Source organism: Agrobacterium sp. LEGMi-208b (genome assembly GCF_059511785.1).
In genome coordinates, this window is sequence record NZ_CM183445.1 from 1,262,395 (window position 1) to 1,275,323 (window position 12,929).

Annotated in this window: 14 protein-coding genes; 6 read left to right on the forward strand and 8 right to left on the reverse strand. The window is 58.9% G+C overall.

Going from position 1 to position 12,929, the window contains the following annotated elements; all coding sequences use genetic code 11:
* Positions 1 to 32: 32 nt before the first annotated feature.
* The 8 genes from olsB to sppA all read right to left on the reverse strand — a co-directional run bounded on the left by olsB (position 33) and on the right by sppA (position 7,567).
* Positions 33 to 914: a l-ornithine N(alpha)-acyltransferase gene (gene olsB / locus AC5YUO_RS06255; protein WP_400818914.1), complete on the reverse strand. Its 882-nt coding sequence runs from the start codon at positions 912 to 914 to the stop codon at positions 33 to 35.
* A gap of 94 nt (positions 915 to 1,008) precedes the next feature.
* Complete coding sequence (locus AC5YUO_RS06260; protein ID WP_496154629.1) at positions 1,009 to 3,249, reverse strand: hybrid sensor histidine kinase/response regulator; 2,241 nt, start codon at positions 3,247 to 3,249, stop codon at positions 1,009 to 1,011.
* Positions 3,250 to 3,304: 55 nt separating this feature from the next.
* Complete coding sequence (gene lspA / locus AC5YUO_RS06265; RefSeq protein ID WP_400818785.1) at positions 3,305 to 3,793, reverse strand: signal peptidase II; 489 nt, start codon at positions 3,791 to 3,793, stop codon at positions 3,305 to 3,307.
* Complete coding sequence (locus tag AC5YUO_RS06270; RefSeq protein ID WP_496154630.1) at positions 3,793 to 4,653, reverse strand: TrmH family RNA methyltransferase; 861 nt, start codon at positions 4,651 to 4,653, stop codon at positions 3,793 to 3,795. Before AC5YUO_RS06270 ends, lspA begins: the two co-directional genes overlap by 1 nt.
* Positions 4,650 to 5,783 (reverse strand): class I SAM-dependent methyltransferase, encoded by a 1,134-nt coding sequence (locus tag AC5YUO_RS06275; protein ID WP_496154631.1) that lies wholly within the window; start codon positions 5,781 to 5,783, stop codon positions 4,650 to 4,652. The genes AC5YUO_RS06270 and AC5YUO_RS06275 overlap by 4 nt, the downstream gene beginning before the upstream one ends.
* Positions 5,784 to 5,876: 93 nt before the next feature.
* Positions 5,877 to 6,218, reverse strand: a complete 342-nt coding sequence (locus AC5YUO_RS06280; RefSeq protein WP_006310184.1) for a LapA family protein — start codon at positions 6,216 to 6,218, stop codon at positions 5,877 to 5,879.
* A gap of 66 nt (positions 6,219 to 6,284) precedes the next feature.
* The gene (locus tag AC5YUO_RS06285; RefSeq protein ID WP_219256707.1) at positions 6,285 to 6,611 is read right to left on the reverse strand and encodes an integration host factor subunit beta; all 327 of its coding nucleotides are present in this window, start codon (positions 6,609 to 6,611) and stop codon (positions 6,285 to 6,287) included.
* Between the two features lie 2 nt (positions 6,612 to 6,613).
* Positions 6,614 to 7,567 (reverse strand): signal peptide peptidase SppA, encoded by a 954-nt coding sequence (sppA, locus tag AC5YUO_RS06290; RefSeq protein WP_496154817.1) that lies wholly within the window; start codon positions 7,565 to 7,567, stop codon positions 6,614 to 6,616.
* A gap of 234 nt (positions 7,568 to 7,801) precedes the next feature.
* Here sppA and lptC point away from each other — a divergent pair, with 234 nt between their 5' ends.
* From lptC to ptsN, 6 genes are all read left to right on the forward strand, one after another.
* Positions 7,802 to 8,467 carry an LPS export ABC transporter periplasmic protein LptC gene (gene lptC / locus AC5YUO_RS06295; protein ID WP_400818918.1) on the forward strand — a complete coding sequence of 222 codons (666 nt, stop codon included), beginning with the start codon at positions 7,802 to 7,804 and terminating at the stop codon, positions 8,465 to 8,467.
* Between the two features lie 13 nt (positions 8,468 to 8,480).
* Positions 8,481 to 9,044 carry an LptA/OstA family protein gene (locus tag AC5YUO_RS06300; protein ID WP_496154633.1) on the forward strand — a complete coding sequence of 188 codons (564 nt, stop codon included), beginning with the start codon at positions 8,481 to 8,483 and terminating at the stop codon, positions 9,042 to 9,044.
* Between the two features lie 9 nt (positions 9,045 to 9,053).
* Positions 9,054 to 9,863, forward strand: coding sequence for an LPS export ABC transporter ATP-binding protein (gene lptB / locus AC5YUO_RS06305; protein ID WP_003520083.1), 810 nt, complete (start codon positions 9,054 to 9,056; stop codon positions 9,861 to 9,863).
* A 153-nt stretch (positions 9,864 to 10,016) separates the two neighbouring features.
* Positions 10,017 to 11,567, forward strand: a complete 1,551-nt coding sequence (rpoN, locus tag AC5YUO_RS06310) for an RNA polymerase factor sigma-54 (protein WP_496154634.1) — start codon at positions 10,017 to 10,019, stop codon at positions 11,565 to 11,567.
* Between the two features lie 234 nt (positions 11,568 to 11,801).
* Positions 11,802 to 12,374 carry a ribosome hibernation-promoting factor, HPF/YfiA family gene (gene hpf, locus AC5YUO_RS06315; RefSeq protein ID WP_026363803.1) on the forward strand — a complete coding sequence of 191 codons (573 nt, stop codon included), beginning with the start codon at positions 11,802 to 11,804 and terminating at the stop codon, positions 12,372 to 12,374.
* 82 nt (positions 12,375 to 12,456) lie between these two features.
* Positions 12,457 to 12,918 (forward strand): PTS IIA-like nitrogen regulatory protein PtsN, encoded by a 462-nt coding sequence (gene ptsN / locus AC5YUO_RS06320; RefSeq protein WP_003503792.1) that lies wholly within the window; start codon positions 12,457 to 12,459, stop codon positions 12,916 to 12,918.
* Positions 12,919 to 12,929 lie beyond the last annotated feature (11 nt).

A 12,929-nucleotide genomic window follows, 5' to 3' on the forward strand; every position in this document is an offset into this window, starting at 1 on the left:
GGAACATCCTGATGGTCCCGATCAAAACCCGCTCAGCCGTTGATGCGTTCGGCCTCGCCGCCATAATAGCTGATATAGCGACCCGCGATGGACGATACCGGCAGAACCACCAGGACGTCGGTGGTGTTGAAAGCGTGGTCTACGACCGCGCCGGAGCCGAACATGGCGCCGAGACGCATATAACCCTTGATCAGCGGCGGCATGGCATTCAATGCCTTGCGGGCATTCAGCGCCTCGACCGGCACGAGGTCCATTTCATGATAGAGTTCGGGCAAAGCGACCGCTTCCCACTCTCCCTTTGCAAGGCAATTATGGTGCAGGAAGGACAGAGCCAGCGCATGCGCTTCCGGCTGCACGCCGGGGAAGGAAGCGCAGCCGATCATGGCGTCCATGCGGTGTTTCACGGCATAGGCCCAGTTGCCCTGCCACAGAAGCTCGACGGTACGTTTGGTGCGATATTCCGGCAGCACGCAGGAGCGGCCAAGCTCCATGAAACGCTTGCCCGGATGGCGCGCGACGAGCCCGGCAATATCGAACTCGCTGGCGGAATAGAAGCCATTATTGGCAAGCGCCGTTTCCTGGCGCAGCAGACGATAGGTGCCGACGATCTGGTCTTCGCTGTCGCCTTCAATCGCCTTGTCGAGCACGAGAAGGTGGTCGCAGACGCTGTCCCAGGCATCGATGTCGCGCTTGCGGCGCATCGCTTCGGCGGGAAGGCGCGCCTTCATTTCCTCGACAAAGACCCGGTAGCGCACGGATTGCGCGGCATCGATCTCGCGTTCATTTCTGGCAAGCCGTGTTTCCAGCGTGCCGATACGGCCGAAAAGACCCTCATTGTCCTGAGCTGTCTCGGGACGAGGAGTAATGACAACATTGTTTTCACAAATGTCGTGATTGAGGATTTCGGCAACCATGGGGAATCGCTCCGCCACCAAAGAATTTTCCTGTCATAAATCACTAATTGACGACAGAATAGTGACAAAATGCCACCAGCGCGAGTCTGTCAAGTTATGATGACAACAGGCGTTTCGCCTCCAGCAGGCGACGGATTTCCTCAACCAGCCGGCGTGGGTCAGCGGGCTTGGTCAAAACCGCGCCTGCACCAGCCTTCAGCAATATCTCAGTAGTCCCGGCACCGGCGTCCCCGCTGAGAATGATGACGGGAATATTTCTTTCCTCTTTCAGCGTGCCGAGGAGGTCCGGCAACACATCAAGGCCCTCACCGCCCGGCATGTTGAGATCGGAGATGATGAGATTTGGCAGGCGGGGCTCGCCGGACGCCACCGATTGCAGCAGGGCCTGAAAATTGTCGACCGTGCGGACGATATAGCCGCTTTTTTCCAGAACAGCGCGGATGATGCGCGCATTGACCGCATCGTCTTCGGCCACGAGTATCTCGATGCCGCTCACCCCTTCCACCACCCTTGACGAAAACCCCACATCCGGGTGGTTATCGTTGATCGCGTCGCGCCGCTCTATGCCGCGCAGGCGGCCACACAACACGTCGATCAGGGATTTTTCGCGCAGGGGCCGGATCAGCCAGGCGTCGAAGGATGCATGGGTGGTCGAAGCCCGCTCCTCGGGACTGACGAGCAGCGTGCGGCGGATCGTCTGCTGCGGCCAATCCCGCAGGGCATCCCTGAACAGCGCCGAAATACGCAGATCGACGATGATGTCGGTGAGATCGGCGGTCTGGCCGGCAGGCCCACTCCTCAGCCTGTCCAAGTCCTCGGGCTGATGGATGAGAATACATTTGCCGCCGAAAGCTTCGATGGCTTCCACCGTCACCGCTGCCGCCACACCCTGCGGCGCAATCAGCAGGACGTTGGTGTGCTGCAGGCAATGGCTCCTGCCGGAATCCGGCGTCTCGGCGGGGGCCGTGCCCGGGCGGAACACCAGCTTGAAGGTGCTGCCCTCCCCCCTGCGGCTCGAAACCGTGAGGTTGCCGCCGAATTCCCGCACGATGCGGGCGGAGATCGCAAGACCGAGACCCGTGCCGGCGCTTCGTTGCGACAGCGGGCCGGCCTGCTCGAATTCCCCGAAGATGCGGGCCAGTTCCGCCTCACTCATGCCGGGGCCGGTATCTTCGACGGTGATCTGCAATTCGCCGTCGACCATGCGCGCCCGGATGACGACCCCGCCCACCTGCGTGAATTTCACAGCATTGCCGATGAGATTGAACAGGACCTGACGCAGCCTTGCCGGATCGAAATCGAGGTAATCGGGCACGTCAGGCGTGACGAAGGAGGCGATTTCGATGCCCTTTTCATGGGCGCGGTGGGCCAGCATCTCGACGATGCTTTCGATCAGCCGCCGCAGGTTTTCCGCGCGCGGATTGAGCCTGAAGCGGCCGGCCTCCATGGTCGAATAATCCAGGAGATCCTCGACAAGCTGCACCAGCGACTGGCCGGACTGTTTCATGCCGTCGAGATAATTGCGCTGTTCCTGATTGAGCTTCGTCTGCGAGAGAAGGTGGTTCATGCCAAGCATGCCGGAAAGCGGCAGGCGGATTTCATGGCTGACCGTGGCAAGCAGCCGCGCCTTTTCGGCATCTGCCTTTTCGGCGCGCAGGCGGGCATCTTCCCGTTCGGCCAGCGCAAGCCGCTCTTCGGTCACGTCTCTCGCGATGCTGCTGATCATGAGACGGCTGCTTGCGAGATCGCGGGTTACCACATCATGCCAGGAGAAGATGCGCTGACCGAACGGGGTCGCAATCTCCACATCATAGGCATGGACCTTGTCGCCCGGGCGGAAAGCAATGCCGATCTCCTCGCAGCTCAAGCCTTCAGGCGCCGTGCAGCCGGTCATTTCACGAAAGACGCGGTTCGCCTCGACGATACGCCGGTTCATGTTGCGGATCACGACGATATCGCCCATGGACTCCTGCATTTCGGCAATCAGCGAACGGTTTTGCGTTTGCCGCAGCCGGACATCCGAATAATCCGCGGGCAGCGTGCCGGGAAGCGGGAAAGATTTGCCAAAGAGCACATAAAACAGGACGCCGACGAGCACGGCGCCAAAAAAACAGGCGAGCGCAGCGGTGACGGCATAGGGCACCGCAAGTGCGATCAGGGCGGCACTGAAGGCCCCCACCGATAGCGAAACGGCGACGTAAAGCGCAACCGCCCTGACATCGCTCGCATGTTCCTCTTCCGCAAGGCGCACTGTCTTATCGGCAATATCCGCCGCTGGGACGGGCAGGCCGAGACCATCTGAAACTTTTTGCCGAAGTCGTGCCAGTTCGCTCATACACAACCGCTACCACGGCAGCGGTTTTGATATGTTTGGCTGAAACGCTAAAATTTTATTTTTTGGCCGCCCGGGCGTGCAGAAACTCGTCGAGAATGACGCAGGCTGCACCGATGGTTATGAAACTGTCAGCCAGATTGAACACCGCGAACGACCATGTCTGCGTGTGGAACAGGATATAGTCGATGACGTGACCGTAAAAAAAGCGGTCGAGAAGATTGCCGGCAGCACCCGCGATGATGAAGGCAAAACCGAGATGGGCGAAGGTGCGGTCAGCCGCCGTCTTGCGCCAGAGCCACAGAACGAAGACCACGATGACGAGGCGCATGCTGACGATGAACCAGCCGTGCATGTCCTCCAGCATCGAAAAGGCGACACCGAGATTGTAGGTGCGGTAAAGCGCCAGAAACGGCATTACCGGAACCATCTCCTGCAGCGGCAGATAGGCCTCGACCAGCTGCTTGACGATCTGGTCCAGCACCAGTGCGGCAACGATCAGCGCAAAGGCCGGGCCGAATTTCGAGAACAACGCCGCTTTGGCCATTACGTCACCGGTGCAAGTTCGAGGAGATGTCGCCGTGCTTCAAACAGCATGACGGCGGTGGCGATGGCGAGGTTGAGACTATCGGCACGGCCCTGCTGGGGAATGCGCGCCAGCTGGTCCGCCTTGCCGGCCAGTTCCGGCGGCAGGCCGGATTGCTCGTTGCCCATCAAGATCACCACCGGTTTGCCGGCATAGTCGATCTTCCGATAATCCACGGAACCGGCAAGATGTGTGGCAACGACGCTGACATGAGCCGATTTTTTCCAGGAAAGGAATTCCTCGACCGAAGCGCGGGCCACGGGCGTGGCAAAGACCGAGCCCATGGTGGCGCGCACCGTTTCCAGCGAGAAAGGATCGGTGCAATCGCCCACCAGAATGACGCCCGAGGCGCCGGCCGCATCCGCCGTGCGGATGATGGTGCCGAGATTGCCGGGATCGCGCACGCGGTCGAGCGCGATATAGGTCTCGCCCTTTTCCGGCCGGATATCCTTCAGCGGCTTCCATTTCTGTTCGAAAATACCGACGACCATCTGCGGATTGTCGCGGCGTGTGATCGAGGCGATGACCTTTTCGCTGACTTCGAGCACCAGACCGCCCGATGCGACGGTCCTTACCGCCGCTTGCTCCACCAGCGGCTTGCCCTTGGCGGCCTTGGCATAAACCAGCGTCTTGATCGTCCAGCCAAGTTCGAGCGCGTCGATGACCAGCTTCAGGCCCTCGGCCATGAAGGTGCCGGTCTCTTCCCTGCCCTTTTTCTGGGTGAGCGCCTTGATGTCCTTGATGATGGGATTGGCAAGGCTCGTCACTTCCTTGACCTGGCCAACCCGGCGCGTGGTGTTTTCGCGCATGTCCTTCGTCATTTCGGCTCCCAGCGGCTGAACAGCGATGTGGAAAGCACCCGGCCCGGCGTCTTGCCGTCAAGCCCGGCCTCGCGAATGACCAGTTCGCCGGATGCGACGACACCGCCGGCGCCGCGCATGGTTTCACGCATCAGCTCATGCATCGAATAGAAGCTGGCCCGGATGGAATAGGCCGTCAGCACCAGACCGAGCGCCTTGGGTGAGAGGATTTCCCGGCAGATATCGAGCATCAGCGGCAGATGGTCGAACAATTGCCAGACCTCGCCATGGGTGCCGCGACCGAATTTCGGCGGGTCGGTGAGAATGATGTCGTAGGTATTGCCGCGGCGTTCTTCCCGCTGGATGAACTTCATCGCGTCTTCGCAAATCCAGCGGATCGGCGCCTGTTCGAGCCCGGCGAGCGCCTGATTTTCCTTCGCCCAGCCGATCGCCTTCTTGGAGGCGTCGACATGGGTGACTTCGGCACCAGCCGCCGCCGCGACCAGCGAGGCGACGCCGGTATAACCGAAGAGGTTCAGTACTTTCAGCGGCCGGCCAGCCGTTTCGACCGCGTTTTTCAGCCATTCCCAATGGACGATCTGTTCCGGAAAGACGCCGACATGCCGGAAGGCCGTGAAACGACCGAGAAATTCAACATCCAGCAGGGAGAGAGGCCAGGTTTCGCCAAGCGCTTCCTTCGGAAACCGCCAGCGGCCCATGCCGTCCTCATCCGTATCGCCGGTGAAAACAGCATCGGCATTTTGCCACACGCGCTCGGGAACCGATGGCCGCCAGAGCGCCTGCGCCTCGGGACGAACGACGCGGTAATCGCCATATTGTTCAAGCTTCAGGCCGTTGCCGCTATCGATCAGGTGAAAATCACCCGCGCCACTCGATTCCAGAATCACCGGAACCTGTTCTGTGGGCAATTCACCGGTGCGCTGCATGAGCGCGCGCGCGGGGACCTGCTCAACGGCAGCCGCTACAACGGGTTTTTCCTTCGGCGCGGCTTTCTGCACGGTGCGCACCGCATCAGGCTCGCGCTTTTTCGGTGCCGCATCCGCGCGACGCGCCGGCTTTGCGGCATGGACCTGTTTTTTCTCGCTCCCGGCGCGCACACGATTGCCCGGCCGGCTGTCTTTTTTCTTCAATGGAAATCTTTCCGCTTCTGCCCGCGTCTTATTGCGCCAGCAAATAACATTCCGCACGCCGCTCGACTAGAGCCGGAACGACTGTCGGCACCATCACTTTGCCGGGAGTTGTCCCGCATGTGGCAGCTGTCCGGTGGCGGCCGCCTTCTGGCGGTTCGCCTCGTCGTGCCAGCGAACGGCCTCTTTCGCTTCGATACGGGCGCGTTTGCGATGTTTGCCCTGGGCGAACCATGTGGCCGCCGAGCCCATGAGAACGCCAAAAATCACCGCCAGAAACAGGAAAACGAAAAACGGCGCGGTGAAGGACAGAACGCCATCGTCCGGTCGGAACGGATTGAGCGCCAGCGTCACGGACTGACGATTGGCCACGCACAGGATGACGAGGATGATCGCCAGCGGAAGCAGGATGATGAGGTTGATGATTTTTTTCGACATCCGACAATACTCCATCGCTGCGGGCGTTCCGCCGGCTCCTTTTCAGTCGCCCGGCGTCAAGAACGATCAATCGTCCTCTTCGTCGCCCATACCCGGGTTCAGCCGCTCGCGCAGTTCCTTGCCCGTCTTGAAGAAAGGCACCCATTTTTCCTCGACGAAAACCGATTCACCCGTGCGCGGGTTCCGGCCCGAGCGGGACGGACGGTTCTTCACCGAAAATGCGCCGAAACCGCGAAGCTCGACACGATTTCCCGCCGCCAGGGCATCGGTGATTTCATCCAGCACCGCGTTGACGATGTTTTCCACGTCGCGGTGATAAAGGTGCGGGTTACGCGCAGCAACGATCTGCACCAGTTCAGACTTGATCACGGTTGCCCCCTGAAAGAATTGGATTTTTAACGCGGCTCAACCTGCCAAACGGAAACAAGACCGTCAAGAAACAACTTGTCCGCACCGAGCTGGCTGGGGCCTGCGAAGGGAATTAAATCGTCATATCCCAGAAGTTTCGCTATTTGCGCAACACTGAAAAGCGCAAAAGGCGAACGGGACGACGGCGCACGCCATTCGACGATCGGCAAATCCTTGGCTACACCACGGGTTTCGAAATAGCTGCGAACTTCCTTTTCGCCGCCGAGCGTGTCGACCAGCTTGTTGGCGAGCGCCTGCCTGCCGGTGAAGATCGACCCATCCGCCAGTTTCAGCACATCTTCACGCGGCAACTTGCGGCGATCTGCCACAAGATCGACGAACCAGCCGTAGCTGTCCATCACCATGGCGCGGATCATCGTCTTCGCCTCCTCCGGCGCCTCGTGGAAAGGCGAAGGCTCCGCCTTCATCGGTGACGACTTGATTTCCTGCAGCGAGACGCCGAGCTTTTCCATAAGCGGGCCAAGCTGGGGGTACTGGAAGATAACGCCGATCGAGCCGGTGATGGAGGTTTCGCCGGCGACGATGACATCGCCTGCCGACGCGATCATATAACCTGCGGAAGCGGCGAGCGTGCGCACATCCGAGACGACCGGCTTCTTTTCCGCGACGCCTCTGATGGCCTTGAAGATGCGCTCACCGCCATAGGTGGTGCCGCCGGGCGAGGAAATCGAAACGATCAGCCCTTTGACATTATCGCTCTTGGCGATCTTGTCGAGCCGCTCGAGAAGTTCGGTATTGTCGGTGATCAGGCCGGAGATCTCGATGCGGGCAATATGGGGCTTCGCACTTTGCTGCGGTCCATCCCATAAAAACCGGTAAAGGCCGAAGGCGCCGGCGACGAGCAGGAGAACGGCGGCAATCCGCCAGAAAGTCAGCTTGCGGCGCAACCGCCTGCGATCCGCTATCGCCATATTGTCCATAGAAACCTCTGTCATCCGCTCTTGCGCTTCAGGCCATATGGTTCTTCTAACGCGAAGCCGCAAGGAAACAATAAGGAAACCAGAATTACGATAAAATTCGCATTTCCCTTGCACCTCTCCAGACAAAAACCATATTGGCAGGACAAAGCACTCGTGCCAAACACATTTAGATAGATACACAAGCTTCGATTGCGCGCCAGAATGGCGCCGGGGAAGCATTCCGGACCCACTCTTATGCTCGAAAGACTCCGCGAACCCGCGCCAGCATTTTCGCTGCCCAATGACCAGAACGGCGCCTATGACACCGCGCTGAGGCATTCTGCGCGCGTGAAGCGGCTCAAAATCATTCTGCCGCTCAGCGCGGCGATCATTTCGCTCGCCTTCATCGCTGTTTCCGTCATCCGAACCTGGGCGCCCGACGAGGTCTCGCTTGAAAGCGCGCGAATTGAAGACGGCAAGATTGTGATGGAAAAACCTGCCGTTGCCGGCCGCAACGAGAAGGGGATCGACTATTCCATGAACGCCGACCGTGCGTTGCAGGACATCGCCAACCCCAATCTCATGACGCTTGAGAAAGTTCTGGCGGCAGTGCCTGTCAATGACAGCGTCGCGCAGGTGATCGCCCAGGAAGGCATTTTCGACCGGGCGACCAACACGCTGAAGATGACCGCACCTTTTGACATCAATCTCAGCAATGGCATACAAGCGAAGTTCCAGTCTGCGGATGTCGATCTGAAGGCCGGAAAAATGAGCAGCAAAGAGCCGGTTTCAATCAAAACAAACGACGGCTCGATTGTTGCGCAATCGATTGACATCGCCGATAATGGCAAGACAATTACATTTTCGGGGCAGGTACGGGCACGTATCGCTGCATCCAATATCAAGAATGAAGGCAAGTGAGAGCCCGGTCCAGATGATGCAAATTTCCCGTCCCGTTTCCCTTGGCAAATCCGCAGGCCGTGCAGCCGCAGGTCTTGTGTTTTCTTGTCTTGCAACTGTGGCTTTCGCCCAGAACACCACCAGCAACATGCAGGGCGTCAAGCTCTCCGGCGACCAGCCGATCGCGATTGAAAGCGATCAGCTCGAGATTCGCGATCAGGAGCGCAAGGCCTATTTCACCGGTAATGTGAAGGTTGTGCAGGGTACGACCACCCTTCAGGCCGGCAAGATGACGGTGAACTACAAGGGCGAAGGTTCCTCGCTCACCAGCGGCGACGCCAATATCGAAAAAATCTTCGTCGACAATAATGTCTACCTGACGTCCGAGACCCAGAAGGCGACGGCCGATCACGGCGAATTCGACATGGCTGCGCAGACCTTCATTCTCACCGGCAAGCAGGTTGTGCTGTCCGAGGGCACGAATGTCTTCACCGGCTGCAAGCTCACCGTTCTGATGAATACGGGGCAGGCCAAGCTCGAAAGCTGCGGCGGCCCTGTCCGGATCATGCTCGATCCGAAATCGCAGAAAAAACAGTAGTCTTTCCTCGTGAAGATACCCTCGATCTCAAAGATATTCGGCGGCGGGCGCAGCCGATCCGCGGACGCGGCCTCGCCGGCGGACAAGACCCCCTATCAGGGCACGCTGATCGCGCATGGCCTGACGAAGACGTATAATACCCGTCGTGTCGTCAATGGCGTCTCGCTGGTCGTGCGCCGTGGAGAAGCCGTTGGGTTGCTTGGCCCGAACGGTGCCGGCAAGACCACCTGTTTTTACATGATCACGGGGCTGGTGCCCGTCGATACCGGCAAGATCGCCATCAACGGCAATGATGTGACGACCATGCCAATGTACAGGCGTGCCCGTCTCGGCGTCGGCTACCTGCCGCAGGAAGCTTCGATTTTCCGCGGACTGACGGTTGAGGAAAACATCCGCGCCGTGCTGGAAGTGCATGAGCCGGACGCAGCCAAGCGCAACCGCAAGCTCGATGAGCTTCTGGAAGAGTTCCACATCGCGCAGCTGCGCAAATCGCCTGCCGTGGCGCTTTCGGGTGGCGAGCGGCGTCGTCTGGAAATTGCGCGCGCGCTGGCGACCGATCCGACCTTCATGCTGCTGGATGAACCCTTCGCGGGCGTCGATCCGATTTCGGTCAGCGATATTCAGAATCTTGTCAGGCACCTGACGGCGCGTGGCATTGGCGTTCTCGTAACCGACCATAATGTCCGTGAAACGCTCGGCCTAATCGACCGCGCCTATATCATCCATGCCGGCGAAGTGCTGACGCATGGACGTCCTGACGACATCGTCAACAATCCGGACGTACGCCGTCTCTATCTCGGCAATAATTTCAGCCTTTGAAGTATAGGGCGCGAAAGATTCTTCATCGCGCCCCACCCTGACGCTTGACCAAACAAGATAAAAAAGCAATTTTTGGGCCAAGTTCTGCCGTCTCAGCAAAATTTCTGGAAAATCAGGCGGCAGAGAAGCTTTAAGGGGAGTTTCGCGTCCGCCATGGCATTGTCTGCCAGCCTTTTGCTGCGTCAAAACCAGTCTCTCGTGATGACACCGCAACTGATGCAGTCCATTCAGCTGCTTCAGATGACGCATTTCGAGCTGACGCAGTTCATCGCGCAGGAGGTGGAGCGTAACCCGTTGCTGGAAATTGCGGCAAACGATGGCGATTTGAGCAGCGATGCCCCGGCGGAGACGGAGAGTTTCGGCGACGCGGATGGCGAAGGCTCGGAAAGATCCGCCACGGTGACGTCCGACAGCGACGACTGGTATGGCGATCGCGCCGCAAATCTCGGCGAGCAACTGGACACCAGCTTCGAAAACGTCTTTCCGGATGATGGCGAGCCGAGAAAAGCCGATGCGCCCGAACTGGCCGGCCAGTGGAAATCCATGCCTGGACAGGAGTCGGGGGAAAGCTACGATCTCGACGACTTCGTCGCGGCCAGACAGAGCCTCAGCGATCATCTCTATCAGCAACTGCCGCTCGCCATATCCGCAGCCGAGGACAGGATGATTGCCGATGCGCTGATCGGCCAGCTCGATGAGACCGGTTATATCGCCGCGGATGCCGTCGACGACGTTGCCGAACGGCTGGGTGCGGCCCCATCGGCGGTCGAGCACGTTCTGAAGACGCTTCAGGGTTTTGATCCGCCGGGCATCTTTTCCCGTTCCTTGAGCGAATGTCTGGCGATCCAGCTCGCGCAGAAGGACCGGCTCGACCCGGCCATGCGGGCTTTTGTCGATAATCTCGAGCTTCTGGCGAAACGCGATTTTGCCTCCTTAAAAAAACTCTGCGGCGTCGATGAAGAAGACCTTCTCGACATGCTGGCGGAAATCCGCACGCTCAATCCGCGCCCTGGTGCTGGTTACGATTCGATGGTTTCGGAGACCATCGTCCCTGACATCATTGTCCGCCCCTCCTCCACCGGTGGGTGGCTGGTGGAGATCAATCCCGACACCCTGCCGCGCGTGCTCATCAACCAGAGCTACTTCGCGGAGGTTTCAAAACATAAGGCGCGCGCAGGAGAGGATCAGGATTTTCTGTCCGAATGCATGCAGACGGCCCACTGGCTGACCCGCAGCCTCGACCAGCGCGCCCGGACGATCATGAAGGTCGCGAGCGAAATCGTGCGCCAGCAGGATGCCTTCCTCGTCAACGGCGTCGACCAGCTACGCCCGCTGAACCTGAAGACGGTGGCCGACGCCATCAAGATGCATGAATCCACCGTCAGCCGGGTGACGTCGAAGAAATACATGCTGACGCCGCGGGGGCTGTTCGAGCTCAAATATTTCTTCAGCGTGTCGATCAGCGCCGTTGAAGGTGGTGACAGCCATTCGGCGGAAGCGGTGCGCCACCGCATCAAGGCCATGATCGCACAGGAAGCAGCTGAAGCGGTGCTTTCCGACGACGATATCGTCGACAATCTGAAAAAGGGCGGCATCGATATCGCCCGCCGCACTGTCGCCAAATATCGCGAGGCGATGAACATTCCCTCTTCCGTTCAGAGGCGCCGGGAAAAGAAGGCGCTGGCCAAGCTTTCCGCCTTCTGAGCAATGAACCTGATCACGTTTATAGCGGTTTTTTGCCGCACCATTGACTCTTGCCACGCCAAGGGCTAGAAGCCCGCCGCACACGTAAGCAAGGTCATTTGTAACGGATTCACCTCCACCGTCCATGGGCGTAAAATTCGAATGAGGGCTTTTTAAGGTCTTCGAAACGCTTGGATGCGCGCGCGGCTTGACGTAAGCTGGTACTCGCAAATCACTACAAAAAGGAAAATTTCCATGAGTGTGCGTGTATCTGGTAAACATATGGAGATCGGTGAATCTTTCCGTCAGCGGATCGAGGACAATATAGGTCTGGCAGTTACCAAATACTTCGATGGGGGGTATTCAGGCCAGGTAACCGTGGAGAAGTCCGGATCGCGTTTTGCCGCCGATTGCAAGCTGCATCTCGATACGGGCGTTGTATTGCATGCGGCGGGTCAGGCGAATGATCCGCAAGCCAGCTTCGACGCTGCCGCAGAGCGGATCGAGAAGCGCCTGCGTCGTTACAAGCGCAAGCTCAAGGACCACCACAATGGTTCGAATGGCGTGTCGCAGGAAATCGCCTATACGGTGATGGATGCTATTCCCGATGAGGACCACGAGGTCCCCGAGGATTACGCACCCACCATTGTGGCGGAGAGTTCGAAACAGATTAAGACCATGTCAGTCGCCAGCGCCGTGATGGCGCTCGACATGACCGACGAGCCGGTTCTGCTGTTCCGCAGCCCCGGCAAGGAATATCTCAACATCGTTTACCGACGTCATGACGGCAATATTGGCTGGATCGACGCGGAAACGATCAAGAGCTGAACAGTCTGACAAGACGTGGGAGGCAGGGCGCAAAAGCGCATCTGCCTCCTGCATCGTCTCGATGGCATGAAGGAAAAAGAGAATGGCGTTGGCAGATTTGCTGCAACAAGATGCGATTATTCCCGCCCTCAAGGTGAATTCCAAAAAGCAGTTGCTTCAGGAGCTGGCCGCAAAGGCAGCCAGAATTACCGGAGTCTCGGAACGGGAAGTTTTCGACGTCATCCTCCAGCGTGAGAAACTCGGCTCCACCGGTGTGGGCCATGGCATCGCCATTCCGCATGGCAAGCTCAACAGCATTCATCAGATCACCGGTGTTTTCGCGCGCCTTGAAACGCCGGTCGATTTCGAAGCCCTGGACGACCAACCGGTCGATCTGGTTTTCCTGCTGCTCGCGCCAGAAGGTGCCGGCGCGGATCACCTGAAGGCGCTTTCCAGAATTGCACGCGCCCTGCGCGACCCTGAACTGGTGGCCAAGCTGCGCGCTACCGATTCCGATACGGCAATCTACGCCTTCCTCAATCAGGAACAGGCGACGGCGGCCTGATAGCAGGCCGA

What these genes read in the sequence shown, in the direction of transcription:
- olsB (WP_400818914.1), bottom strand. Translation starts at nt 914, where the DNA reads ATGGTTGCCGAAATCCTCAATCACGACATTTGTGAAAACAATGTTGTC.
- AC5YUO_RS06260 (WP_496154629.1), bottom strand. Translation starts at nt 3,249, where the DNA reads ATGAGCGAACTGGCACGACTTCGGCAAAAAGTTTCAGATGGTCTCGGC.
- lspA (WP_400818785.1), bottom strand. Translation starts at nt 3,793, where the DNA reads ATGGCCAAAGCGGCGTTGTTCTCGAAATTCGGCCCGGCCTTTGCGCTG.
- AC5YUO_RS06270 (WP_496154630.1), bottom strand. Translation starts at nt 4,653, where the DNA reads ATGACGAAGGACATGCGCGAAAACACCACGCGCCGGGTTGGCCAGGTC.
- AC5YUO_RS06280 (WP_006310184.1), bottom strand. Translation starts at nt 6,218, where the DNA reads ATGTCGAAAAAAATCATCAACCTCATCATCCTGCTTCCGCTGGCGATC.
- sppA (WP_496154817.1), bottom strand. Translation starts at nt 7,567, where the DNA reads ATGGACAATATGGCGATAGCGGATCGCAGGCGGTTGCGCCGCAAGCTG.
- lptC (WP_400818918.1), top strand. Translation starts at nt 7,802, where the DNA reads ATGCTCGAAAGACTCCGCGAACCCGCGCCAGCATTTTCGCTGCCCAAT.
- AC5YUO_RS06300 (WP_496154633.1), top strand. Translation starts at nt 8,481, where the DNA reads ATGATGCAAATTTCCCGTCCCGTTTCCCTTGGCAAATCCGCAGGCCGT.
- rpoN (WP_496154634.1), top strand. Translation starts at nt 10,017, where the DNA reads ATGGCATTGTCTGCCAGCCTTTTGCTGCGTCAAAACCAGTCTCTCGTG.
- hpf (WP_026363803.1), top strand. Translation starts at nt 11,802, where the DNA reads ATGAGTGTGCGTGTATCTGGTAAACATATGGAGATCGGTGAATCTTTC.
- ptsN (WP_003503792.1), top strand. Translation starts at nt 12,457, where the DNA reads ATGGCGTTGGCAGATTTGCTGCAACAAGATGCGATTATTCCCGCCCTC.